The 22,380-nt window shown below is 55.6% G+C and carries 24 protein-coding genes and 1 pseudogene; 17 read left to right on the top strand and 8 right to left on the bottom strand.

Annotation, left to right across the window (positions count from 1 at the left end; genetic code table 11):
- Nucleotides 1-64: 64 nt before the first annotated feature.
- From ACIQYF_RS21805 to ACIQYF_RS21795, 3 genes are read right to left on the bottom strand one after another with little or no spacing between them, the layout of a single operon-like run.
- Nucleotides 65-610, bottom strand: coding sequence for a BREX protein BrxB domain-containing protein (locus tag ACIQYF_RS21805; RefSeq protein ID WP_402865955.1), 546 nt, complete (start codon nucleotides 608-610; stop codon nucleotides 65-67).
- Nucleotides 603-1,382, bottom strand: a complete 780-nt coding sequence (locus ACIQYF_RS21800; protein ID WP_402865953.1) for a hypothetical protein — start codon at nucleotides 1,380-1,382, stop codon at nucleotides 603-605. The genes ACIQYF_RS21805 and ACIQYF_RS21800 overlap by 8 nt, the downstream gene beginning before the upstream one ends.
- Nucleotides 1,382-2,275, bottom strand: a complete 894-nt coding sequence (locus tag ACIQYF_RS21795) for a WYL domain-containing protein (RefSeq protein WP_402865951.1) — start codon at nucleotides 2,273-2,275, stop codon at nucleotides 1,382-1,384. The genes ACIQYF_RS21800 and ACIQYF_RS21795 overlap by 1 nt, the downstream gene beginning before the upstream one ends.
- Before the next feature lie 440 nt (nucleotides 2,276-2,715).
- Here ACIQYF_RS21795 and ACIQYF_RS21790 point away from each other — a divergent pair, with 440 nt between their 5' ends.
- The 5 genes from ACIQYF_RS21790 to radC all read left to right on the top strand — a co-directional run bounded on the left by ACIQYF_RS21790 (nucleotide 2,716) and on the right by radC (nucleotide 6,746).
- Nucleotides 2,716-3,045: a hypothetical protein gene (locus ACIQYF_RS21790; protein WP_402865950.1), complete on the top strand. Its 330-nt coding sequence runs from the start codon at nucleotides 2,716-2,718 to the stop codon at nucleotides 3,043-3,045.
- A 72-nt stretch (nucleotides 3,046-3,117) separates the two neighbouring features.
- The gene (locus tag ACIQYF_RS21785; protein ID WP_402865949.1) at nucleotides 3,118-4,086 is read left to right on the top strand and encodes a DUF932 domain-containing protein; all 969 of its coding nucleotides are present in this window, start codon (nucleotides 3,118-3,120) and stop codon (nucleotides 4,084-4,086) included.
- 80 nt (nucleotides 4,087-4,166) lie between these two features.
- Entirely contained in the window at nucleotides 4,167-5,171 is a 1,005-nt protein-coding gene (locus ACIQYF_RS21780; RefSeq protein ID WP_402865948.1) for a YqaJ viral recombinase family protein, read from the top strand.
- Nucleotides 5,172-5,277: 106 nt separating this feature from the next.
- The gene (locus ACIQYF_RS21775; RefSeq protein ID WP_402865946.1) at nucleotides 5,278-6,198 is read left to right on the top strand and encodes a hydrolase or metal-binding protein; all 921 of its coding nucleotides are present in this window, start codon (nucleotides 5,278-5,280) and stop codon (nucleotides 6,196-6,198) included.
- Between the two features lie 50 nt (nucleotides 6,199-6,248).
- The gene (gene radC / locus ACIQYF_RS21770) at nucleotides 6,249-6,746 is read left to right on the top strand and encodes a DNA repair protein RadC (RefSeq protein WP_402865944.1); all 498 of its coding nucleotides are present in this window, start codon (nucleotides 6,249-6,251) and stop codon (nucleotides 6,744-6,746) included.
- 100 nt (nucleotides 6,747-6,846) lie between these two features.
- Here radC and ACIQYF_RS21765 read toward each other — a convergent pair whose 3' ends face one another.
- Both ACIQYF_RS21765 and ACIQYF_RS21760 read right to left on the bottom strand, forming a co-directional pair.
- Nucleotides 6,847-7,503, bottom strand: coding sequence for an inovirus Gp2 family protein (locus ACIQYF_RS21765; protein ID WP_402865942.1), 657 nt, complete (start codon nucleotides 7,501-7,503; stop codon nucleotides 6,847-6,849).
- 359 nt (nucleotides 7,504-7,862) lie between these two features.
- Entirely contained in the window at nucleotides 7,863-8,063 is a 201-nt protein-coding gene (locus tag ACIQYF_RS21760) for an AlpA family transcriptional regulator (protein ID WP_122800081.1), read from the bottom strand.
- A gap of 320 nt (nucleotides 8,064-8,383) precedes the next feature.
- On the opposite strand from ACIQYF_RS21760, the gene ACIQYF_RS21755 reads away from it, so the two are divergent.
- The 12 genes and pseudogenes from ACIQYF_RS21755 (at nucleotide 8,384) to ACIQYF_RS21700 (ending at nucleotide 18,658) form a co-directional block, all read left to right on the top strand.
- Nucleotides 8,384-9,235 carry a hypothetical protein gene (locus ACIQYF_RS21755; RefSeq protein ID WP_402865939.1) on the top strand — a complete coding sequence of 284 codons (852 nt, stop codon included), beginning with the start codon at nucleotides 8,384-8,386 and terminating at the stop codon, nucleotides 9,233-9,235.
- Between the two features lie 364 nt (nucleotides 9,236-9,599).
- Nucleotides 9,600-9,962 carry a 3'-5' exonuclease gene (locus ACIQYF_RS21750; RefSeq protein WP_402865937.1) on the top strand — a complete coding sequence of 121 codons (363 nt, stop codon included), beginning with the start codon at nucleotides 9,600-9,602 and terminating at the stop codon, nucleotides 9,960-9,962.
- Nucleotides 9,963-10,539: 577 nt separating this feature from the next.
- Nucleotides 10,540-10,703: pseudogene (locus ACIQYF_RS21745) on the top strand (LysR family transcriptional regulator); the annotation flags it as partial.
- A gap of 228 nt (nucleotides 10,704-10,931) precedes the next feature.
- The gene (gene pstS, locus ACIQYF_RS21740; protein ID WP_402865935.1) at nucleotides 10,932-11,963 is read left to right on the top strand and encodes a phosphate ABC transporter substrate-binding protein PstS; all 1,032 of its coding nucleotides are present in this window, start codon (nucleotides 10,932-10,934) and stop codon (nucleotides 11,961-11,963) included.
- 74 nt (nucleotides 11,964-12,037) lie between these two features.
- Complete coding sequence (gene pstC / locus ACIQYF_RS21735; protein ID WP_402865933.1) at nucleotides 12,038-13,003, top strand: phosphate ABC transporter permease subunit PstC; 966 nt, start codon at nucleotides 12,038-12,040, stop codon at nucleotides 13,001-13,003.
- Nucleotides 13,003-13,896, top strand: coding sequence for a phosphate ABC transporter permease PstA (pstA, locus tag ACIQYF_RS21730; protein ID WP_402865931.1), 894 nt, complete (start codon nucleotides 13,003-13,005; stop codon nucleotides 13,894-13,896). Before pstC ends, pstA begins: the two co-directional genes overlap by 1 nt.
- 76 nt (nucleotides 13,897-13,972) lie before the next feature.
- A complete protein-coding gene (gene pstB / locus ACIQYF_RS21725; protein WP_402865995.1) occupies nucleotides 13,973-14,734 on the top strand; it encodes a phosphate ABC transporter ATP-binding protein PstB in 762 nt (253 codons plus the stop codon).
- A gap of 103 nt (nucleotides 14,735-14,837) precedes the next feature.
- On the top strand, nucleotides 14,838-15,536 hold the full coding sequence (locus ACIQYF_RS21720; protein ID WP_402865929.1) for a hypothetical protein: 699 nt from the start codon (nucleotides 14,838-14,840) through the stop codon (nucleotides 15,534-15,536).
- Complete coding sequence (locus ACIQYF_RS21715; protein ID WP_402865927.1) at nucleotides 15,536-16,165, top strand: hypothetical protein; 630 nt, start codon at nucleotides 15,536-15,538, stop codon at nucleotides 16,163-16,165. The genes ACIQYF_RS21720 and ACIQYF_RS21715 overlap by 1 nt, the downstream gene beginning before the upstream one ends.
- 102 nt (nucleotides 16,166-16,267) lie before the next feature.
- Nucleotides 16,268-16,840, top strand: coding sequence for a metallophosphoesterase family protein (locus tag ACIQYF_RS21710; RefSeq protein ID WP_402865925.1), 573 nt, complete (start codon nucleotides 16,268-16,270; stop codon nucleotides 16,838-16,840).
- A gap of 3 nt (nucleotides 16,841-16,843) precedes the next feature.
- Nucleotides 16,844-17,317, top strand: coding sequence for a hypothetical protein (locus tag ACIQYF_RS21705; protein ID WP_402865923.1), 474 nt, complete (start codon nucleotides 16,844-16,846; stop codon nucleotides 17,315-17,317).
- A 45-nt stretch (nucleotides 17,318-17,362) separates the two neighbouring features.
- Complete coding sequence (locus tag ACIQYF_RS21700; RefSeq protein WP_402865921.1) at nucleotides 17,363-18,658, top strand: NRAMP family divalent metal transporter; 1,296 nt, start codon at nucleotides 17,363-17,365, stop codon at nucleotides 18,656-18,658.
- An 8-nt stretch (nucleotides 18,659-18,666) separates the two neighbouring features.
- On the opposite strand, the gene garD is transcribed toward ACIQYF_RS21700, so the two are convergent.
- The 3 genes from garD to ACIQYF_RS21685 all read right to left on the bottom strand — a co-directional run.
- Nucleotides 18,667-20,220 (bottom strand): galactarate dehydratase, encoded by a 1,554-nt coding sequence (gene garD, locus ACIQYF_RS21695; RefSeq protein WP_402865919.1) that lies wholly within the window; start codon nucleotides 20,218-20,220, stop codon nucleotides 18,667-18,669.
- 10 nt (nucleotides 20,221-20,230) lie between these two features.
- Nucleotides 20,231-21,595: an MFS transporter gene (locus ACIQYF_RS21690; RefSeq protein WP_402865917.1), complete on the bottom strand. Its 1,365-nt coding sequence runs from the start codon at nucleotides 21,593-21,595 to the stop codon at nucleotides 20,231-20,233.
- A 185-nt stretch (nucleotides 21,596-21,780) separates the two neighbouring features.
- The coding region (locus ACIQYF_RS21685; RefSeq protein ID WP_402865915.1) for a 5-dehydro-4-deoxyglucarate dehydratase at nucleotides 21,781-22,380 on the bottom strand (600 nt) is incomplete at its 5' end.

The following is a 22,380-nucleotide window of genomic DNA, read 5'->3' as shown; positions in this document are numbered from 1 at the left end:
CTGGGCATGCTCCCTTTGCGCCTACTGCGCCAATCTGTGCGTTAGTTTCTTTATGCGACTGAATTCAGTTGTCAGCGGTGATCGCCGTAGCCTGGTAACCCCAGCCGTCGCGAGCATCGAGCAGGCGGTAGCCGTTATTGATGTACTCGCCAGGGAATAGCACCATTAGGCGCCCTGGAACATGCTCGGCCAGCTGTTTAACAAAGTCAGAGACGGAGGCAAAACCAAACAGGGTGCCGCAGCCCATGAGCGCGACGACAGTCTTTTCATCGGATTGGCTTTTGATTCGCTCAGCTAGCTCTTCGACCGACTGACGGACAAAGGTCTTGTACTTGGGAGTCAGGGTATCCGGGTCTTCAAAGTAGTCTTCGCGGTACTTCTGCTTGGCCATCCAGTCAGAGAAGAGGCGGGTAATATCTAGCTCCAGCCAGGGGTGGCCGGCGCTTTCGGTGGCCAGTCGAAACTCTTCAACCCTGGCACGCAGTTTGAGCTCGTCTTCTTTGTGATAAACGGCAAACAGCACACGCTGCTCGTTAGCCAAGCCCTTCATCCAGGGCAGGCTGATATGGTTGGCGTAGCTCTTGATCAGGCGGTTCAGTCGGTTACTCATGCAACCAGGACTCCTCTTCCTTGGTCAGATAGTCGGGAAAAGTCACTTCCACCACTTCACTGGAGTGTTTGAAATTAATCATCCCGCTGTAGCTGGCCTGACGGGCCAACTCCAGCAATCGCTCCTGGCGGCTGCCGAGCAGGTGGGTCCATTCGCTGGTGAACAGCCGGTTGCCGGTGGCTCCTTGCAGATAAGCGAGGAACAAGGCAAACACCACGTTGACCGGACGCACCTCTGGCTCGGCACGGTGCTTTTTGGTTCTCCCTTTCAGAAAGCCCGCATTAGTCCAAGTGCCGTTGACGTTCTGCGCCAGTGATTTGAGCATCGCTTTGCTGTAGCGATCCGGATATTGCTCGTCCAACGCCTGTTCCATTTCCTCACGAGGAAGCCATTGACCTGGTACGAGCGAAAGGATTTTTTCCTGGGACAGGTGCAGCAACGGGTCCCGAGCCAGAGCCATTTGGCAAGCGAGCATGGGTCTTGCCGATTCGTCGCTTTCCCATAAACGGCGAAAGATCCGGAACAGTGGGATCGTAATATCCATGCCGTAAAGGTCGAGGAGATGACGCCAAGTCAGCTTTCTTGCCTTCTCGGTCGGCTTATGGAGGACATTGAATAGCTCTATGTCTTCCTGGTATTGGGCGGGAATTGCCTCAACGCCGCGACCATGAAACAGCTCGGTAATCTCTGCCAGCATCATCGTGCGGGCGGAGTGGGCACCGTTACGGCCGAACTTGAAGCCGAATTTTTGTTGGGATTCAGTCGAGCTCATCAGAGGCCGTTCTCATCATTAAAGCCAGGGGCAATGAACAGGTTGACCTGGTTTGCGACCCCCTCGGGGTCACGCAACGCCAGTTGATACTCATCAGGGTGCAATGTTGCCTTGGGACTGCAGTCGACACCCCAACGCCGCAGCAGATAGCCGGCCATTACTGCTCGGACTGACAGCTTGATGGATTGCCCGTATTCGAGACCGTAATCCAGCTCGATGGCACGGGAATAAGTTGCGCGGGGGTGTGGGATCAGCTCCAGCTCCACTTCACGATTCCACTCCTGATCCTGAGCCAAAGATTCAACCGTTGCATCGATCAAACCGTCCACTTCGTCTGCAACGGTGATGCGGGTCAGCACAAAATCCCTGAACTCGGAATGCGCTCTGCAGTAGGCACGCGTATGCCAGCGCTGGCCAGTATTGACCAAGCTGTGCGGCACAATTTCACGTGTAGATTCACCGCTACTAACAGACACATACCGGATAGTCAGCGCCTTGGCTGCATACATGGCACGAGATACCGCTGCTAGAATATCTAGATCGGGCTGATTTAGTGTCGGCGCAGAGTCAACAAGAATCGGCTGGTCACAGGCTTCCAACCCTACCCCTTGGCCCCAGGTCAGGGTTTGCAGGGTATGTTCACAATCATAGATGAACAGCGGCTGGAAGCCTCTAGCCCGGCGATACACCTTGTCGCGGTGGTCATAATCCAGGTTATCAGGTGCCAACTGACGGTAGAGAGTGAAGTCCCGAGTGGCGTTTGACAGTGCAATGCCAAAGCGGCGCACCAGATCCTGCCGGGACACCTGACCACGAAAACGCGCTAGGAAATCGATCTGCCAAAGGCGTTCGCGTTGATTAGGTGAGGCTCCACCCGGTGCCAGGTTCGGCATTTAAATTGATCCTTGTCCACATGGCCATCATTAATCATGCTAAAAATGATGATAACAGGGCATCTTAGCGACGAACCAGGGATTTCGATAACGTTGGCACCTCTACTTGAGTCAAGACCAGAGGCGGGACTTAGCTCCTGCTGCATCCAAAGCCATGGTGCTTGTCCGCATACAACTTCGTAGCTGACTTGCACAGGTATTGGTGAACTCATTGAGCTAGCGCGTCAGCAACGCGCACTCAATTTCCAGCTCCCGATCCCCCTGTAACACCTGAAAAATTTCGACTTTCTGCCTGATTTCAACTCATTGCTGCTTGAAATCCCAATCAAAAAAATTTCAAACCTATATCACCTCTGTGAACGCCCACCGCATCACTGCGGTAGGGATTTGGCGTGCCTGCTTTTTGGCTCAGCACGCTCATCACTTGAGAGGATCTGCTTATGTATACCCCTTGCCCAAGCTGTAACTCTGGACGCGTCATCACGAAAAATATCGGTAAGCAAACGGGTGGATTAATTGGTGCGGCAGGCGGTGCGGCCAGTGGTGCCGCCGGTGCCCTGTCAGGTGCAGAAGCCGGCGCGGTGCTGGGAGTAATCGGCGGCCCCGTCGGCATCGCAGTGGGCGGTATTGCCGGCGCCCTTCTCGGCGGCCTGTTTGGCGGCGTCGCCGGTGGTCTCGCCGGCGCGACGATTGGCGAGCAGATCGATGAAAAAGTCCTTCACAACTATCAGTGCCTGGCGTGCGGCTACAGCTTCAGCGTCAACCGTTAAATCGTTGTGAACAGGCGTCGTTTGTCGCTGACAACGACGCTCTTTTCCATTCATTCACAAGGAATCATTCCCATGGCTCATCTCGTTGAACAAATGGCTTACGTTGGCAACACTCCTTGGCATGGCCTGGGCAGTCGCCTCTCCCCGAAACAACCGCTCGAAGTCTGGCAGCGTGAAGCGGGCATGGATTGGAAGATTCAAGAAAGCCCTGTTCACTTCAAGGCCGACAGCATCGGCCCACTGGGCACCATCCACTCGTTCCCGGAACAAAAAGTGCTGTACCGCTCCGATACCAAGGCACCGCTCTCCGTCGTGTCCAACCGGTACCAAATCGTACAACCGCGTGAAGTCCTGGAGTTCTATCGGGATCTGACCGAGGTCTCCGGCTACGAGCTGGAAACCGCTGGCGTGCTGAAGGGTGGCCGCAAATTTTGGGCCTTGGCACGCACCGGTCAAACGACCGAGTTGAAGGGCAACGATCAGGTCAACGGCTATCTGTTATTGGCGACGTCCTGTGACGGCACCTTGGCCACCACCGCCACCCCGACCACGGTACGGGTGGTCTGCAACAACACCCTGACCATCGCCTTGGATGGCACAACCCGCGCGATCAAGGTGCCGCACAACACCCGCTTCGATCCGCAGGCCGTGAAGAAACAACTGGGCATCGCCGTCTCCCAGTGGGACGAGTTTATGTACCGTATGCGAGCACTGGCTGAACGCAAGGTGCAGTGGCATGAAGCGATGGGGTTCTTCATGAACATTTTGTGTGACGTAACCCCCAATAGCAAACTGCCCGAAGTCCTACCGAACGAGCGCGCACTGCGCAAGGTGCAAAGCTTGTACGAAGGCCAAGGTCGCGGCGCCACGCTTGAATCAGCCCAAGGAACTGCGTGGGGCTTGCTCAACGCCGTGACCGAATATGTCGATCACGAGCGACGCGCCAGGAGTACTGAATACCGCATGGACTCGGCCTGGTTTGGCCAAGGTGCTGTCATCAAACGACGCGCCTTGCAGGCCGCACTGGAACTCGCCGCCTAGCTCCACTCACTTACTCAAATACTAAAGCGCCTGGTCAGCTTCTGCTGGCCGGGCGTTTTTATGCCACACAGGAAAACATCATGGGCACGCAAACTCTGCAACACCCCAGCAGCAAAATCCGCCCGGCGCTGCGCCTCGTGGGCACCAAACAACTGCCGCGCGAGGACTGGTTGGCCGTGCGCAAACAAGGTATCGGCAGCTCAGATGCAGCCGCGGCCGTGGGCCTTAACCCTTACAAATCCCAGTTGGAGCTGTGGATGGAGAAAACTGGCCGTGACACCTCACTGCCCAAGCTCGATCCGCAGGACGAGGAAAGTCCGGCTTATTGGGGCAATATCCTAGAGCCGATTGTCGCAACCCATTACAGCAAGCGCAGTGGCCACCGGGTGCGGCGGATCAATGCGGTGCTGCAGCATCCTGATCCCAAACTGGCCTGGATGCTGGCCAATATCGACCGTGAGGTGATCGGCGCGCCAGAGGTGCAGATCCTCGAATGCAAAACCGCCGGCATAAACGGCGCACGCCTCTGGAAAGAGGGAGTGCCCGAGTATGTGCAGTTGCAAGTCATGCATCAGCTCGCCGTGACTGGCAAGCATGCCGCTAATGTGGCGGTACTGCTCGGTGGCCAGCACCTGGAAATCCATCGCATCGAACGTGACGAGTCACTGATTGTTCGGCTGATCGACCTGGAGCGGCTGTTCTGGGATTACGTCGTCAGTGATACCCCGCCGCCGGCAGACGGTTCTGCTTCGGCGGAGCAGGCATTGCGCTGCCTGTATCCACAGGACAGTGGGCAAAGTCTGGACTTCAGCCAGGACACTCTGCTCTGCACGACCTTTACCAAACTGCAGAGCGTGCGCGAGTCAATTGCTTTGCAGGAGAAGCAGGAAGCTCAACTCAAGCAAACGTTACAACAGGCCATGGGCGATGCCAGTCGGGCGACCTTCGCAGCCGGCTGTATCACGTGGAAGAAAGCCAAAGACAGCGTGGCGCTGGACATCCCCCGTCTGCTCAAAGAGAAGCCCCATCTGCAAGTACGCTACTCGACCACCAAAACCGGCAGTCGGCGTTTTCTGCTGGCCTGAACGTTCGTTCGCTCTTCCCTTATTCCCACGCCCTTTCTCTCTAACGCCACCCTGGCCGTTTGCGCGGTCTCGGTGGCGTTTTTATTTCAGATACAGGAGAACTCCCATGCTCAAAGGTTTAGCCATCACTCCGCCGATTTTGGGCCGAATTTCCATCGGCAAGGTCGTCGAAAAGAACGGCAAGCGTCTGCCAGAAAAGGACGATCAATTCACCCTCACCTCCCAAGTACAAAGCCGTGACGGCTGGTTACTGCATCCCCTTAACGAAGAACTGCGCAATGGCCAGGACGCCAAATTGCGCAGCATTCCGATCCGGCTGCTGTTCAACGAGCCTGACCTGAACTTTCGAGCGGACTACAGCCTATTCGACCGTAACAGCGGCCGGCCGCTGTGCGTCGGCAATGGTGAGACCTGCAAGCGTTTGACCAAGGACGGCATCCAGTCGTTGCCCTGCCCTTCTCCAGATGGCTGTTCACTGGCCCAAGGCAATGCCTGCAAGCCTTACGGTCGGCTCAACGTGGCAATTGGTGACGATGATCCGCTGGGCAGCTTTGTCTTTCGCACCACGGGCTACAACAGCATCCGCACCCTGGCGGCACGTCTGCACTACCTACAAGCCATCTCCGGCAATCGCCTGGCCTGTCTGCCGCTGGAGCTGCGTCTGCGGGGTAAGTCCACTCGCCAAAGCCACGGTACACCGATCTTCTACGTCGACATCACGGTGCGCAGTGGCCTGAGCCTAGAAGACACCTTGCTGGAAGCCAAGCAGCTAGAGGAAACCCGACAAGCCTCGGGCTTTGACCAGAGCGCCTTGGATCACGCGGCCCGGCAGGGCTTTAACAATGGGGCCTTTGAAGACAGCGAGGAAGACACCGGGGCCATCGTCGAAGAGTTCTTCCCCGCGATTGAAGATCAGCACAACCACATAGAGCTTCAAGCCCAACTGGCAGCGCCTGACAAACCCTCACTCGCCCAAAAGCTGGAGTCGCAAGCCTCGCGGCACAAAGACAGGACTTCGGTTCAGTAACCCCTTCTTAAACTCTTCTGTGTTCTCCCAATTCGCTCAGGAATACCCGCATGAAATATCACAAGCTGATAGCCGGTGAAACAACCGGCACCTATGTCATGGAATCCCCGGTTACCGAGGCTGACATCTTGCAAATGGCGCAACAACTGGCAATGAGTCGTCTGTCTAAAGGCCGGGCATTGGCTGAGCCAAAGCAGGTTTTTAGCCACCTGCAAACACTGCTGCAGTACCACGAGTACGAAGTCTTTGCGCTACTACTGCTCGACAGCAAACACCGAGTTATTGCCTTCAGGGAGCTATTCAGAGGCACCCTAGACGGTGCCAGCGTGTACCCGCGGGAGGTGGTCAAGATTGCGTTGGAGCACAATGCGGCAGCGGTGATTCTGGTACATAACCATCCATCCGGCGATCCTGAACCCAGCCAGGCCGATCGCACGCTAACCCTGGCGCTCAAGAACGCCCTCAGCATGATTGGCACCCAGACGTTGGATCATATTGTTGTAGGTCATGAAGGCTGCGTATCTCTGGCTGAACGAGGTTACCTTTAATTCCTATGTTCACACCGTCCGATGGACCGCCCTTGGAGTTGCCAGGGTGGTCATCGGCACGGTGCCCTTTTATTTATTTTTTTGCGTGACGACGTTTTGCTCAGCTACGACTACATCCAAAACCATGCGAACCGTCGCCAAAGACCTTCGTGCCCGATTTACACAGGTAGCTCGCCCGAAAGAAGAAAGCAGCCTGTCCGGCTGGTTCGTCACGATGCAAGTGATAGTAGGGATTTGGCGGGATCTCGACTAAACCTTTGACAGCTTCTACCGGCAATCCTAAAGCACTTGCCCATGCTCCTTCCAAACGATTGAACATGTTGTCTCGGCCCGATTCGAGCTTACCCAGCGCATTGAAGGCATCGTAGTTCAGCAGGATCGCAAAGTGATGATGGGGTCGCCCGTGCTGCCCTTGCTCCCTAGCCCAGACGTAACGCACTTTGGTGTCATGTGCGTACTTATTCATAAGTTTCGCCATTTGGCGATTGTGCTTGATCTTGGCTTTAAAGGATTCGATGAAACGGTCAACTACTTCGTTCGTAAAAGCGTAATCTGGCAATTGAATGTTAGTTGGTAGCCGTAGGTCAAACCTAAATGCAAATACACGTGAGTACTGATTAAGCGCTCGATACACCGTCTGATGAAGACGGTTTAGGTACTCTTGAATGAAAGGCCCCTTACCCACTTGTACGGCCAAGCCTTGATAAGAGCCTTCGCAATGAAGGGTTAAGCTTGTGTTGCCTGGATGTCTAGCCATGATGGAGCTCCGAGTATTGAGTTTCATATAGTCAGAACCCTGAGTACATTTTTACCTTATATCTGAGAATACGGAGCACGATATTGCTCCGCTTAGAGAGATCACCTTCCTTCCGATACAACCCTCCACACCCACATAGTAAAAATAAGCCATATCCGTAACAGAGATGTTGTATAAGCATATTACCAATACCGAAACACTCTGACGGCACCACACTAAATAAAACACCCACAAATCCTGTTAAAACGCAACATTACAGAGACCACAATCACTCTGGAAAAACACCATCAAGGAACTTATCCTTGATGGTGTTAACTGAACTTAGCTAATCAAGCCTCAAAGCCAACCACGGCAGAACCTCAACTACTCCTGCTCACCAATTGATCCCGCTCTTTAACTTTATCCAGTATCCAATCGTGAACTTCACTTTCCAGCCAACCTACGCAACGGTCTCCCAAGGGAATAGGCTTTGGAAACAAGTCGCCCGAAATAAACTTGTAAATCGTAGATCTAGCAAGGCCAGTGAGATCCATGACCTCTTTCAATCGAATTATCCTCATGAACGCAGCTCCTGTATTCGTCCAGAGGATTGGCAAGCCCAGTAGAAATTAACGTGCTACCGACTCTACCCCTCATCCAGGAGGAGGAGCCTGGCGAGGCAACCGTGGCAGTAAAGCGCACCAAATGTAACCAGACCCAAAAGCTGCTTGTAAAACGAAGCGACCCCATCTCGCCCAGATCGCTGCCACAAATACGTATCTCTCCAGTAAAGACTGATGACAGACAACATCCTATCTACTAGAGATCATCTTGATTGACACGTAAATAATGGTAGAGTACACCTAGATTTTTACTTGAATCGCGCTAGAAGGACTCTACAGTGGCACTACACCTCGAAGACGATCTTTCCCAGATTCTCGGCGAAACGGAATACAACAACCGCCACGATATATGGCTGTGGTACACACTTGTATTCTTCGAAACTACATTTAACCCAAATGACTACTTCGATACTGGCATGAGAGACAAAATGGCCAGATACCTACAAACTAGGCCATGGAGAGTCGGCGAATTACTGAAAGAAAGATGCAAGCAACTTGTCCACAAAAAAGAAACTGAATGGATAACAGAAGACCGCCGCGCAACAGAATGGATTACAAGAGAAATTCAAATTTTGACCGAACACAGCCAACTCAATTATTACTTTGACCTCACAGAAAAAGATCTCCCTATAGCGATCCTCGACGTATGGCAAAAAGATATAACTCAGAAAACAAAACTACTAAGAGATCTTGAACAAAGATGGAAAAGCCACAAAACAAACGACAAAGTGTATGTTTGGTATAAAGACGACGACCAGAAAAGCCAATTCGCTTGGGACTGGCTAACAAAGAACTCCTTCGCCGCCACACTTGGATCAACCCCATTCGAAACATTCGAAGACATCTTGATTTTTTTTGACAAAACGAATTATTCACGAGAACAAAAAGAACTTTATATAGGAAAAATAAAAAAAGGATGGACCCAACGAAAATACAGGGAAAATCTAAAAGGAAAAGCTCAGTACAACTTCGTTCTTTCAGACAAGGCAATTGAAAGCCTCGAAAAGTTGGCAAGCCGCTATGAAGTTAGCCGAGCAAGGCTCTTAGAAATATTGATAGAAATGGAAGCAGAAAAGAATGACCACATACCTGAAAGAATCAGAACATCACAACTACTAAAAATCTCATAACTAAAAAACAGTACCCCACCTTCTTGGGATCGCCCGTAACCGAGCGGCTCACCGAGGCAGCGCAATAGTGTGCTGGAGGTTGGGAGACCGGTGAGGTACAGCTTTCCCACTTGCTCAAAGTTTGGCGACGCTTGCAGCGGGCGGGAAAAAGCGAGACTCAGCTACACCAGTCTCGCAAACAACTGATCTCAGCTCTTTTCGCGCTGAGAGATGGCGCGTTGTCGCTTCATGAGTGGCTGACCTCCCTAGTGTCTCGAGCGGTTAATTCGTTTTCCTAAAAAAATAGGTTACCCCCAGTGGTTTCTAGTTTTTTAGATTAACGAACTAACCAAACGGAACACTAGCTAAGGCCGTTCTGGACGACATGCTTTGTGACGAGCCACGTCTGAGCGACGAGATCGATAACCTTAATGAGCTTATCGAAGCTGCCGCTGAAGGTGGGGTGCTTGAAGACTTCACCATCCAGATTTTTGACAATCAGGGAAAGAGCCCAGATCAGATTAACCTCATGACGCTTCACAGCTCAAAAGGGTTAGAGTCTCAGGCCGTGATCATGCTTGGACTGGAAGAAGGCGTGGTCCCGAGCAAATACGTTAAGACGCGCGAAGCATATGAGGAGGCCGCGCGCCTGTTTTACGTGGGTGTGACCCGCGCCAAGGCCCAGGTACATTTAGCGTTCGATAGGGTCGAGTCCCCCTTTATCACCACAATCCGAACGGCGACCTGAATGCGCTGACGATCTTCTGAACCTGGGGCGCACATACGCGACAGCAATAAGGCACGTGCTGACTCGCCAGAGCGAGTGAAGGTATTACCAAGCGCCAGCAATTGCTATCAGAAGCCGTTGGTCGCGCTCAAAAGCGAGATCCGAAGTACAGCTATGGAATCGAGCTTTGGTCGACGTAAAGACGGGAATCTAAGAAGATTCGCGGATGGTATTCCAAAAGGTATTCCAATAAAAAGCTTAACCGTAAATAATCTATTAAAATCAGCATCTTAAAGAATCTGTTCAGATTACCCCGGCCCATGGAGCTTCAACTACCGCCAGCCGATCACCAAAAACCGCATCAATATGGGCCTAGGTACCTACCCAGAACTCTCACTCGCTCAAACAGGGAAGAAGACGGTCAAAGCGTGAGAACTTCTCGCCCAGGGTAATCTGCGCAATGAAGAGACAGCACATTAACGCGATCATCTCACCAAGCCCCAGCCAACAACGCCTTGCCCTCGGCCTTCTCACTTTTCATGGCGGCCATTTCGCACTCGCAGGCCTGGACGTCAAACGAGTGGTCCCTCTTGGTTAAAACAAAGGCGTCGCTTGGCTGCCCAAAAGCCTGACTGAACAGCACGTCAGCGACGGACGTCTCGTACGAGCGGTAGATGAGGGCCGGGCCCCCCTTGGGAAATTCACCTCACTCAGCCAATGGGCCCTATTAGCCAGTCGAAGCCTGAGTTTTGGACGAAATGAAGGGCTTGCTGAGGTGAATGGCGAAGAGTTACGCAATGACTTGGTCGTAACGTGTTACGAAGCTATGTCATCCCCGTGTGCTGTCAGTTCAGCCAGTTAAAGCCCGCCGCCCATATGTCGGACCCTATCTGACTCGGCACAGAACTCTGTAAGAACATTCGCTATTCATAAAAGTGTCACATCATTGTTGCAAAGTTCTCGGGCCCGATCTCACACGGAACTCCTTCGATGAAAAGTTTAATGAAGTCTGCTGCACTGGCCGTTGCGGTTTCTCTTTGTGCAACCTCAATGTCTTTTGCTGCTGAAAGTGTACGTCTGACAGGTTCCGGCGCCAGCTTCCCGGCTCCGATTTACCTGACTTGGTTCAAGGATTTCAGCAAGAAAACCCCAGGCGTCACCGTGGACTATCAGTCCAAGGGCAGCGGTGCGGGTGTGCAAGACTTTTTGAATAAAACCGTTGATTTCGCCGCCAGTGACTCGGCGATGAAAGAAGAAGACATCGCCAAGGTGGCAGAAGGCGTGCAACTGCTGCCCATGACAGCCGGTGAAATCGTTCTGGCTTTTAACCTGCCAGGTAATCCTAAAGAGCTGAAATTGCCACGCGATGTTTACTCCAACATTTTCCTGGGCAAGATCACAAACTGGAACGATCCACAGATAGCAGCCGCTAACCCGGGCCTGAAACTGCCGGATATGCCGATCACTGTTGTTGTGCGTGCTGACTCCAGCGGCACGACCGCTGTATTCACCAAGCACTTGGCCGCTATCAACCCAGAGTTCCAGAAGGAACTGGGCGAAGGCAACACGGTTAACTGGCCAGCCAGCGACAAGTTCATCAAGTCGCCGAAAAACGATGGTGTAACCGCCACCGTACGCCAGACTCCAGGCGCAATTGGCTACATCGAATACGGCTTCGCCAAGCTGGCCAAAGTTGATTTCGCTCAGCTGCAAAACAAGGCTGGCAACTACGTTGTGCCTAACGCTGAAAGCGGTGCCGAAGCGCTGGCCGCTGTGAAAATGCCGGAAAGCCTGGTGTCGTGGCTGCCTGATCCGGACGGTGCCAAGTCCTACCCGATCACTTCCTACACCTGGATGATCTTCCGCAAGCACAACGACAACCCGGCTAAAGCCAAAGCCATGCGTGAGATGGTCGAGTACAGCCTGACTGAAGGTCAGAAAATTGCTGACTCGATGGGCTACATCCCACTGCCGAAATCGGTTGTTGAACAAGTTCGCAAAGCTTCCGCCAACATCCAGTAACGCTCGTGAGGCCTCTCTCGGCATGTGCGCTCAGCCATGCCGGGAAAGTTTCCCCCCTGCTCCGGAATTAGCCAATGAACACACCTTTTGTTGTACCGGTTAACCCGGATTCTGCCTGCCAACCGCCCTCTGCGAAGGACTTTCTGGTTGATCGCACTTTCCGCGCACTTTCGCGAATAGGGGTGGTTCTGATTCTGGCGCTGGTCTTCGCCTTGGTGTTCGAGGTGGGACGCAAAGCCCTTCCAGGTATGGAAAAACACGGTTTTGACGTGATATTCGGTAGCGTCTGGGACGTTAACCAAGGCAAGTACGGCATTCTGCCAGCTATTTGGGGCACGCTTTACAGCGCCCTGATCGCACTGCTGATCGCCGGTGTTTTCGGCGTCAGCATGGCGATTTTTCTAACCCAGGATTTCTTGCCAGCCAAGCTGGCCGCGGTGTTTCGCACCATCGTCGAGTTGCTCGCCGCCATCCCAAGTGTGGTTTACGGCCTATGGGGGATTTACGTGGTGATCCCGGCGATTCGACCGCTCACAGCGTGGTTGAACAGCGAACTGGGCTGGATACCTTTTTTCAGTACCTCTTTGAGCGGCCCGGGACTGCTGCCTGCGGCGCTGGTACTGGCAATCATGATTCTGCCGACCATCGCTGCTGTTTCGCAGGACGCCCTCACCGCCGTTCCCATGAAAACCAAGCAAGCCGCCTACGGCATGGGCACCACCCACTGGGAAGCGATTCTCAAAGTCATGGTGCCCTCCGCTTCCACCGGTATTTTCGGCTCTCTGGTCCTCGGCCTGGGTCGCGCGCTGGGTGAAACCATGGCGCTGGCGATGCTGGTAGGCAACGCCAACAACATTTCGCTTTCTCTGTTTGCCCCGGCCAATACCTTGGCGGCCTTGTTGGCGCTTAACTTCCCCGAAGCCGGCCCCAACGAGATCGAAGTGTTGATGTATGCCGCTCTGGTCCTGATGTTCATCACACTGCTGGTCAACGTCCTCGGCTCCATGATCATGCTTTACGCCCAGCGGGGTCACAAATAATGACAAACCTCACGTCCCCAGTCGCCGCCTTACCGAGCCTGCAGCGCAGGTTTGAAGGCCGTGCCCTGCGCAGCCTGGTGTTGACCACGCTGGTCTGGGCGGGCGCACTGATCGCCAGCGTGCCGCTGATCTCCGTGCTCTACATGCTGATCACCCGCGGCGGTGCACGCCTGAGCCTCGAAGTGTTCACTGAATTGCCACCCACCGGTTTCGAGACGGGCGGCGGTTTTGGTAACGCGATGGCAGGTACTTTTGTGATGGTCGGCATTGCCGCCGCCATCGCGGTTCCAGTCGGCATCATGGCAGCCGTATTCCTGGCTGAACTGGGGCCCGACAACAAACTGGCAAACGCCTCGCGCTTTGCGGCGAAGATGCTGACAGGTCTGCCTTCCATTTTGGCGGGTGTATTCGCCTACGCCCTGGTGGTCATGACCACCGGAACCTACTCGGCACCGGCCGGTGGCGTGGCACTGGCGGTACTGATGCTGCCCATCGTGGTGTTGACGGCTGAAGAGTCGATGAAGATGGTGCCCAAGATCATGAAGGACGCCGCCTACGGCATGGGCTGCACCCGCTCACAGGTGATCTGGAAAATCGTGTTGCCGACCGGCATGCCGGCCATCTTGACGGGCGTGATGCTGGCCGTGGCCCGCGCCGCCGGCGAAACCGCCCCCTTGTTGTTTACCGCGCTGTTCAGCAACTACTGGATCTTCCACGACGGCAGCCTGGCAGTCATGAATCCGACGGCGTCGCTTGCCGTACTGATTTACAACTTCTCCGGCATGCCTTTCGACAACCAGCTCGAGCTCGCATGGGCGGCCTCGCTGGTGCTGGTAATGATCGTACTGGTCGTGAATATCGTCAGCCGTATTTTCGGCAAGCCCAAGTATTGAGAACGGGAGCATCTGAATTTTGAACGTATCATCTGCACAAATAGCCGCTCCGTTTATCACCCAGGCGCCTGTGGTCATGGACTGCAAACTGGACAAGATTTTCTACGGTAACTTCCTGGCAGTGCGCGACAGCCATGTGCCGATTGAAAAGAACAAGATCACCGGTTTCATTGGTCCTTCCGGCTGCGGCAAAAGTACGGTGCTGCGTAGCCTCAATCGCATGAACGACCTGGTCAAAGGGTTTCGCTTTGAGGGCCACGTGCATTTCCTCGGGCAAGACGTGTATGGCAAGGGCGTTGATCCGGTTGTCGTGCGCCGCTACATCGGCATGGTGTTCCAACAGCCAAACCCGTTTTCGATGAGCATCTTCGACAACGTCGCTTTCGGCCTGCGCCTCAACCGGTACAAAGGCGACCTGGGCGACCGCGTAAAGCACGCCCTGCAAGGCGCCGCGCTGTGGGATGAAGTCAAAGACAAGCTCAAAGTCAGCGGCCTGTCCCTTTCCGGCGGTCAGCAACAACGTCTGTGTATTGCTCGCGCTATTGCAACCGAACCTGAAGTGCTGCTGCTGGATGAGCCCTGCTCGGCACTCGACCCGATCGCCACCCGCCGGGTAGAAGAGCTGATGGTCGAGTTGAAGAAGGACTACACCATCGCCCTAGTGACCCACAACATGCAGCAGGCTATCCGGGTGGCGGACACAACGGCCTTTTTCTCGGTGGATATTTCGCAAGGCACGCGCACCGGCTACCTGGTTGAAATGGGGCCAACCACGCAGATTTTCGACAACCCGCGCGAACAAATGACGGGTGACTACATCACCGGCAAGTTCAGCTAAGCCATCGGTATCGGCTCAGGACTGTACGTGCGCCAAACGCCCAAAAGCGTTGTCGGACGTACGGTCGTTTTTCATTCTCAAACACCGTTTTTCAGGAACGCTAATGCCTGCAATGCATCGTCTTGATTTGCCAGCAATTGAACACGCCTTGCGTAAGGTGCAGAGCCGCTTTGCCGAGCTCAGCCAGCACTTTACCGAGCAGCGTGATCCTTTGACTGACGAAGTGCTGCTCAATGTACTTGAAGGCTATGCGCTGATTGACGACTATGTCGCACGTGGCGTTGACCTGTTTGACCTTCAGCAACTGAACCTGATGCTGGAGATCAATGCGACGGTTCTCTGTGGCCGAGACCCGGCAGGCCGACAGGAATACGCTCAGCACCTGCTGGCAACCGAAGAGCACTTCTTCAACAACGTTGAGGGTGGGATAAAGGACTTGTTCAATTGGTACAGCGCGCACCGCAACGAATCAGTCTGGAAGCGTGCTGCCGGTGTCTATGTACGAATTCTCAGCGAGCCTCAATTGTTTATCGAAGGCAATAACCGCAGCGGCTCACTCATCGTCAGCTATTTGCTCATGCGCGAAGGCTTGTCGCCGTTCGTGCTGACGCTGGAAAACGCCGTGGGCTACTTCAACCCGTCCTCGGTCATACGCAACTCTGCCAAACATGGCGTCAAGGCATTGTACGAATTGCCCAAGATCAAGAAGAAATACGCGGCCTTTCTGGAAGAGCAGGCGCCTGCTCGCAGCAAGTTTTTTCTTAAAGACACACCTCTGTCCGCCCGACAAGGGGGCCACTGATGAGCAGGCACCCTAGGCTCGCCAAATTCCGATCAGCCGCCAGCCGACTGGCCAAACAGTGCGGCATCCCGACCCGCCTGCTCAAACGCCAGTGCATCCGTATTTCGTTTGATATTGATGACACCCTGGCCTGCCAACGCCACCACTGCGACGTTGAGCAAAGCTGGCTGCCCGACTTTCTTCATCGCTGGCTAGGTGAGCCGCTGCGCATCGGAACGCGTTCCCTGACCCGAGAGCTGCGTCGCCAGGGTTGCAGCATCTGGGTCTACACCTCATCCGGCCGGACCCCGTCTTACATCAGGCGCTGGCTGTTACTGCATGGCATTCGTGTTGACGGCGTGGTCAACAGTGTTAGCCATGGCCATGCCTTGGCAGCCCACGGACTTGAAAACTCCCCCTCGAAATTCCCGCCAGCCTTCGATATCGACTTGCATGTCGATGACTCCGAGGGCGTGAAGCTGGAAGGCCATGCTCACGGCTTTCGCGTGGTGGTCGTCCATCCCGAAGATGAAAACTGGGCGCAGCGCGTCCTGGATGCCGTGGGTGATGTCCAGGCGCAACTCGCCTGGCACCAACCGCTCAAACACAAAGAGCCCATGCAGCCACGCGCAGAGGCGTTTTCTTCCTGAATGTCGATGGGTATCCCAGTCACTCATTCTGGGATACCGCAACGTCAGCCCTCGCTTTTCCCGCCCTTCCCTTCATCAACCCAGCACCCGCGACGACAACAAATGCCTGCCGACGCTTGTAAACGGTTCAGCACCGTGCGCCAGCCAGGTGAGGGCTGGAGCGAATGGTTGCAGTTCCACACCCCGGCCGAAGCGTTCAAACCGTTTAACTTTATCTACATGGGCGATAGGCAGAATGACATCTTGTCGCTGGCCTCGCGCAGTCTTCGTCAGGCGCTGCAAAGTGTCGCCAACCCGGCGCTGATCGTGCATGCCGGGGACTTGGTCTCGCAACGCGATGACCTGATACACGACGATCAATGGGGCGAGTGGAATCAGGCCGGTGGCTACCACTACGCGATGCTTCCCCAAGTGGTCGCCATCGGTAATCACGAATACCTCGGCAGTGAAAGCCGCATCCTGAGCCCGCACTGGAACCGTCAGTTTGCGTTGCCGGACAACGGCGTGGCGGGTTTAAAGAACACAACTTATTTTGTCGATTACCAGGGCGTGCGTTTTATCGTGCTCGATGGCACTGCGGCCCTCGACATGGGCACGCTGGCCAAGCAAACCGAATGGCTTGAGAGCCGCCTGAAAAACAGCCCGGCGCGCAGGAACATTGTGGTCAATCACTAACCCGTGTTCACCTGCTCCCGCCTCGAAGACACCGAGCCGTTGAAGGCGGCCTGGAAACCGCTGTTCGAACGTTACTCGGTCGATTTGGTGTGGCAGGGCCACGACCATTGCTACAACCGCGTGCCCCATGAAGCCGGGCGTGAAGCCTCCCGCCTGGCGCGTGCCGGCAGCCAGGTGCAGGGGCCGGTGTACATGGTGTCGGTGGCGGGCTCCACGATGTATGGCCTCAATGACCGCACCCAACGACAACCGGATCGCAGCGCCGAAGAAACCCAGTTGTATCAAACCATCGACGTCCAGGGCTCAAGCCTCAAAGTGCGTAGCTATACCGCAGCGGGCAAGCTGTATGACGCCTTTGACCTAGAGCGCGATGCCGACAAGCGTAACCATCTGCGCGAGCCTGTTGATTCCTTGCCAGTCGCGGGGCAAGTAACCCCGCAGGCGCCGGACGGTCGGAAACCTTATGGGCAGGCCTGAGTCACAGTTGAGTGTGGCCGCCTGCCACCGTTCGATGCCGCCCCCATGAAAAGTCGCGAGCCCGATTCAAAGCCGCCAGCAGACGGCGACACTGCGCTGCTGAAAAAGCTGGGCCCGGGTTTAATCACCGGGGCCGCCGATGACGACCCCAGCGGCATCGCCACTTACTCGCAAGCCGGCGCTCAATTTGGCCTGAACACGTTGTGGAGTGTGCTGTTTACCTTTCCACTGATGGTCGGGATTCAGGTGATCAGTGCGCGGATTGGGCGCGTCAGCGGCCATGGCTTGGCGAGCAACCTTCGCAAGCACTACTCAGCGCCATTTTTGTACACCATCGTCAGTCTGCTGCTGATCGCCAATATCGCCAACATAGCCGCCGACATCGCCGCGATGGGCGAAGCGTTGAAACTGCTGATCGGTGGCCCTGCCCACCTCTATGCCATTGCCTTCGGGATCATTTCCCTGCTGTTGCAAGTGTTCATTCCCTACACCCGTTATGTGCGGGTCCTCAAGTGGCTGACCCTGGTGTTGCTCGCCTATGTCGGCACCCTGTTCGCGGTGCACATTCCCTGGGGCGAGGTGGTCCGCGGCACCGTGTGGCCGCACCTGTCCTGGGACCCGGCCTATATCACGATGGTGGTGGCTATCTTTGGCACCACCATCAGCCCTTATCTGTTCTTCTGGCAGGCGTCGCAAGAAGTCGAAGAAATGGAAGACCACCCCGGCGCGCAGCCTTTGATCCAAGCCCCGGAGCAGGCTGCGAGTAATTTCAAGCGCATCCGAACCGACACCCTGATCGGGATGGGTTTTTCCAACGTCATTGCGTTCTTCATCATGTTGACGACCGCCCTCACCCTCCATTTGCAGGGTGTTACGGACATTCAAACGTCAGCCCAGGCCGCCACGGCTTTGCGTCCGATTGCCGGTGAGTTTGCATTTTGGCTATTCGCAGGCGGGATTATTGGCACCGGGCTGTTGGCGATTCCGGTGCTGGCAGGCTCTTCGGCGTATGCCATGGCGGGAGCTTTCGGGTGGAAAAACAGCCTGGCGGATAAACCCCAGGCGGCAAAAGCCTTTTATGCCGTGATTGCGCTGTCGACGCTCTTGGGCGTGCTGATTTGTTTTGCCCCGATTGACCCCATGAAAGCGCTGGTCTGGAGTGCGGTGGTCAACTGTGTGATTGCCGTGCCCATCATGTTTTTGATGATGCGCATGGCATCACGCCGCGACATCATGGGCGAATTTACCCTTGGGCCGGGGTTGAAAGGGCTGGGCTGGAGTTGCTCAATCGCGATGGCGTTAGCCGTCATCGCGATGTTTTGGGGGATGTTGCTGGGGTAAAGCTGGGGTCAGGTAATCGGCGCCGGGTTGAACAGGGTGAGGTCATTGTGCAGTTTGTGCTGTTCGGCCCAGGTGTGTTTTCTGCCGCTGGCCACGTCCAGGTAGTAGTGGAACAGTTCCCAACCCAGTTCCTCGATGCTCGCTCGCCCGGTAGCGATGCGCCCGGCATCGATGTCAATCAGATCCGGCCAGCGCTGTGCCAGTTCGGTCCGGGTCGACACTTTGACCACCGGCGCCATCGCTAAACCATACGGGGTGCCCCGCCCGGTGGTGAACACGTGCAGGTTCATCCCGGCGGCCAGTTGCAGCGTGCCGCAGACAAAATCACTGGCAGGCGTGGCGCAAAAAATCAGCCCTTTGCGCGTGAAACGCTCACCCGGCCCAAGCACGCCATTGATCGCGCTGCTGCCGGATTTAACGATAGAACCCAACGATTTTTCGACGATGTTCGACAACCCGCCTTTTTTGTTGCCCGGGGTGGTGTTGGCGCTGCGATCCGCTTCGCCTTTGGCCAGGTAACGGTCGTACCAGTCCATCTCGCGCACCAGCGCCTGGGCGACGTCCTGGCTTTGAGCACGTGAGGTCAGCAGGTAAATGGCGTCGCGCACTTCGGTAACTTCAGAAAACATCACGGTCGCTCCGGCCCGCAGCAACAAGTCCGAGGCGTAACCCAGTGCCGGGTTGGCAGTGATCCCGGAAAATGCATCGCTGCCGCCGCATTGCATGCCCAGTATCAGCTCGGACGCCGGCACGGTTTCGCGACGGCGCCGATCGAGCTTTTTCAAACGGGTTTCGGCCAGCGCCATGATCTGCTCGACCATTTCGGCAAAGCCGTGACTGGAATCCTGCAGGCGGTACAACCACGGTTCGCTGAGGTCCACCGAGCTGTCGTTGTCGTGCATCACTTGCCCGGCCTGCAATTTCTCGCAGCCCAAGCTGATGACCAGCGCTTCGCCCCCCAAGTTAGGGTTGCGTGCCAGATTGCGCACGGTGCGAATCGGGATGTAGGCGTCAGTGGCACTGATCGCCACGCCGCAGCCGTAGCTGTGGGTCAGCGCCACGACGTCGTCGACATTCGGGTACTTTGGCAGCAGTTCGTCGCGGATACGCTTGACCGCATGGTTCAACACCCCGGTCACACATTGAACGGTGGTAGTGATACCCAGGATATTGCGCGTCCCGACGGTGCCGTCGGCGTTGCGATAGCCCTCAAACGTAAAACCTTCCAGCGGCGCCTGCGCGGCCGGTATATCGGTGGCCAGCGGCAGGCTGTCCAGCGGCGGCGCGGTGGGCATGCGCAGTTGGTCTTCATTGACCCAACTGCCGCGGGGGATGGCTTGCAAGGCGTAGCCGATGGTTTGGCCGTAGCGGATCACTTCGCCACCTTCGGCGATGTCGACCAACGTGACCTTGTGGCTCTGCGGCACAAAATCCAGGGTTATGAGGCCATCGGCAAGCTCGGTCCCGGCCGGTACTCCCTGATCATTCACCACCACGGCCACGTTATCGCGCGCATGCAATTGGATGGTGCGCGGCGAATCGGAATGTTCAATCAACGTCATGACGCGCCCCTTAGGAATGAGCTGAAACAAGTGTGTTTATTTGTGGGCCGCTGACGGGCGGCTCTTTGAGGACCACGCGCTTGATCGGCCCCACGATGACCAGGTAACTGAACACCGCCACCAGCGCATTGCAGCCCACAAACACCAAGGCCCACTTGAACGAGCCCGTGGTGCTGATGATGTAGCCGATGACAATCGGGGTGGTGATGGAGGCGATGTTGCCGAACATGTTGAACAGACCGCCACTCAAGCCCGCGATTTGTTTGGGCGAGGTGTCAGACACCACCGCCCAGCCCAGCGCGCCAACGCCTTTGCCGAAGAAGGCCAAGGCCATGAAGCCAACCACCATCCACTCAATATCGACATAGTTGCACGCCACGATGGTCGTTGATAGCAACAAGCCACCAATGATCGGCGCCTTGCGGGCAAAGGTCAGCGAGTGGCCTTTACGCAGTAAATAATCGGAAATAACCCCGCCCAATACGCCGCCGATAAATCCGCAGATCGCCGGCAGCGAAGCGATAAATCCTGCCTTGAGGATGGTCATGCCACGCTCTTGCACCAGATACACCGGGAACCAGGTCAGGAAGAAGTAGGTGATGCCGTTGATGCAGTACTGGCCCAGGTACACACCCAGCATCATGCGGTTGGTCAACAACTGGCGAATGTAATCCCACTTCGGGCCGTCGACTTTCTTGCCGCTGACGTTGTCTTGATCCATGTCGACCAGGCCGCCGTTGTCGGCGATGTGTTTGAACTCAGCCTCGTTGATCATCGGGTGTTGGCGCGGACTGTGGATAAGTTTTAGCCAGATCAGCGAGAACACGATCCCGATGCTGCCCATTACCACGAACACGTGTTGCCAGCCGAAGGTGTAGACGATCCAGCCCATCAACGGCGCGAAGATCACGGTCGCAAAATATTGCGCCGAGTTGAAAATCGCCGAGGCGGTGCCGCGTTCAGCCGTGGGAAACCAGGCCGCGACAATGCGCGCATTGCCGGGGAAGGATGGCGCTTCGGCCAGGCCCACCAGAAAGCGCAGCATAAACAACGCGACGATCGCGGTGGAGACGCCGAATTCACCGACATAGCCTTGCAACACGGTGAACAGCGACCACGTGAAGATGCTCAGGGCATAGACTTTTTTCGAGCCGAAACGATCAAGCAGCCAGCCGCCGGGGATTTGTCCGGCCACATAGGCCCAACCAAAAGCGGAGAAGATAAAACCCAGCGTGACGGCGTCAATGCCGAGGTCTTTTTGCAGGCTGGAGCCTGCGATGGCGATGGTTGCACGGTCGGCGTAATTGATGGTGGTCACCAGAAAAAGCATGAGCAGAATCAAATAGCGCACGTGCGTCGGCTTGGTCGCTTGCATGGTACGTGTACTCCCACAAATTATTTTTATGCGCGGGTGAAACAATGATGTCCCTGCGGTAGCGCTTACAGAGGTGGAGCGGTGTATCAGGAACCGCCGTAGGCAGCTTTTTTACGACCATGTCATGGTTTTGCGAATTTCCTTACGCAAAAGGCCGCTGATTTCTCAGCGGCCTTGGGAATTATTTACTGCGGACCTTGCTTGTCGATCAAGGCCGCCAGGGCTTCGTATTCTTCTGGCAACAAATCAGTCAGCGGGGTGCGCACCGGGCCTGCGCTGTGCCCAGAAATAGTGGCCCCGGCCTTGACAATGCTCACCGCGTAACCGGCTTTGCGGTTGCGGATGTCCAGGTACGGCAGGAAGAAGTCGTCGATGATCTTGCCGACAGTGGTGTGATCTTCGCGGGCAATGGCGTGGTAGAACTCCATCGCGGTTTTCGGGATGAAGTTGAACACCGCCGAGGAGTAAACCGGTACGCCCAGCGCCTTGTAAGCCGCAGCGTAGACTTCGGCCGTCGGCAAACCGCCCAGATAGCTGAAACGATCGCCAAGACGGCGGCGGATCGAGACCATCAGTTCGATGTCACCCAAACCATCTTTGTAACCGATCAGGTTGGGGCAGCGTTCGGCCAGACGCTCCAGCAGCGGCGCGGTCAGGCGGCACACGTTGCGGTTGTAGACGATGACGCCGATGTTGACCGATTTGCACACGGCTTCAACGTGAGCCGCAACGCCTTCCTGGGTGGCTTCGGTCAGGTAATGCGGCAACAGCAGCAGGCCTTTGGC

The organism is Pseudomonas sp. NPDC096917, assembly GCF_044762555.1.
Lineage (GTDB): Bacteria > Pseudomonadota > Gammaproteobacteria > Pseudomonadales > Pseudomonadaceae > Aquipseudomonas.
This window is presented reverse-complemented; position numbering and strand designations above follow the sequence as displayed.

What these genes read in the sequence shown, in the direction of transcription:
- ACIQYF_RS21805 (WP_402865955.1), bottom strand. Translation starts at nt 610, where the DNA reads ATGAGTAACCGACTGAACCGCCTGATCAAGAGCTACGCCAACCATATC.
- ACIQYF_RS21800 (WP_402865953.1), bottom strand. Translation starts at nt 1,382, where the DNA reads ATGAGCTCGACTGAATCCCAACAAAAATTCGGCTTCAAGTTCGGCCGT.
- ACIQYF_RS21795 (WP_402865951.1), bottom strand. Translation starts at nt 2,275, where the DNA reads ATGCCGAACCTGGCACCGGGTGGAGCCTCACCTAATCAACGCGAACGC.
- ACIQYF_RS21790 (WP_402865950.1), top strand. Translation starts at nt 2,716, where the DNA reads ATGTATACCCCTTGCCCAAGCTGTAACTCTGGACGCGTCATCACGAAA.
- ACIQYF_RS21785 (WP_402865949.1), top strand. Translation starts at nt 3,118, where the DNA reads ATGGCTCATCTCGTTGAACAAATGGCTTACGTTGGCAACACTCCTTGG.
- ACIQYF_RS21780 (WP_402865948.1), top strand. Translation starts at nt 4,167, where the DNA reads ATGGGCACGCAAACTCTGCAACACCCCAGCAGCAAAATCCGCCCGGCG.
- ACIQYF_RS21775 (WP_402865946.1), top strand. Translation starts at nt 5,278, where the DNA reads ATGCTCAAAGGTTTAGCCATCACTCCGCCGATTTTGGGCCGAATTTCC.
- radC (WP_402865944.1), top strand. Translation starts at nt 6,249, where the DNA reads ATGAAATATCACAAGCTGATAGCCGGTGAAACAACCGGCACCTATGTC.
- ACIQYF_RS21765 (WP_402865942.1), bottom strand. Translation starts at nt 7,503, where the DNA reads ATGGCTAGACATCCAGGCAACACAAGCTTAACCCTTCATTGCGAAGGC.
- ACIQYF_RS21760 (WP_122800081.1), bottom strand. Translation starts at nt 8,063, where the DNA reads ATGAGGATAATTCGATTGAAAGAGGTCATGGATCTCACTGGCCTTGCT.
- ACIQYF_RS21750 (WP_402865937.1), top strand. Translation starts at nt 9,600, where the DNA reads ATGCTTTGTGACGAGCCACGTCTGAGCGACGAGATCGATAACCTTAAT.
- pstS (WP_402865935.1), top strand. Translation starts at nt 10,932, where the DNA reads ATGAAAAGTTTAATGAAGTCTGCTGCACTGGCCGTTGCGGTTTCTCTT.
- pstC (WP_402865933.1), top strand. Translation starts at nt 12,038, where the DNA reads ATGAACACACCTTTTGTTGTACCGGTTAACCCGGATTCTGCCTGCCAA.
- pstA (WP_402865931.1), top strand. Translation starts at nt 13,003, where the DNA reads ATGACAAACCTCACGTCCCCAGTCGCCGCCTTACCGAGCCTGCAGCGC.
- pstB (WP_402865995.1), top strand. Translation starts at nt 13,973, where the DNA reads ATGGACTGCAAACTGGACAAGATTTTCTACGGTAACTTCCTGGCAGTG.
- ACIQYF_RS21720 (WP_402865929.1), top strand. Translation starts at nt 14,838, where the DNA reads ATGCCTGCAATGCATCGTCTTGATTTGCCAGCAATTGAACACGCCTTG.
- ACIQYF_RS21715 (WP_402865927.1), top strand. Translation starts at nt 15,536, where the DNA reads ATGAGCAGGCACCCTAGGCTCGCCAAATTCCGATCAGCCGCCAGCCGA.
- ACIQYF_RS21710 (WP_402865925.1), top strand. Translation starts at nt 16,268, where the DNA reads ATGCCTGCCGACGCTTGTAAACGGTTCAGCACCGTGCGCCAGCCAGGT.
- ACIQYF_RS21700 (WP_402865921.1), top strand. Translation starts at nt 17,363, where the DNA reads ATGAAAAGTCGCGAGCCCGATTCAAAGCCGCCAGCAGACGGCGACACT.
- garD (WP_402865919.1), bottom strand. Translation starts at nt 20,220, where the DNA reads ATGACGTTGATTGAACATTCCGATTCGCCGCGCACCATCCAATTGCAT.
- ACIQYF_RS21690 (WP_402865917.1), bottom strand. Translation starts at nt 21,595, where the DNA reads ATGCAAGCGACCAAGCCGACGCACGTGCGCTATTTGATTCTGCTCATG.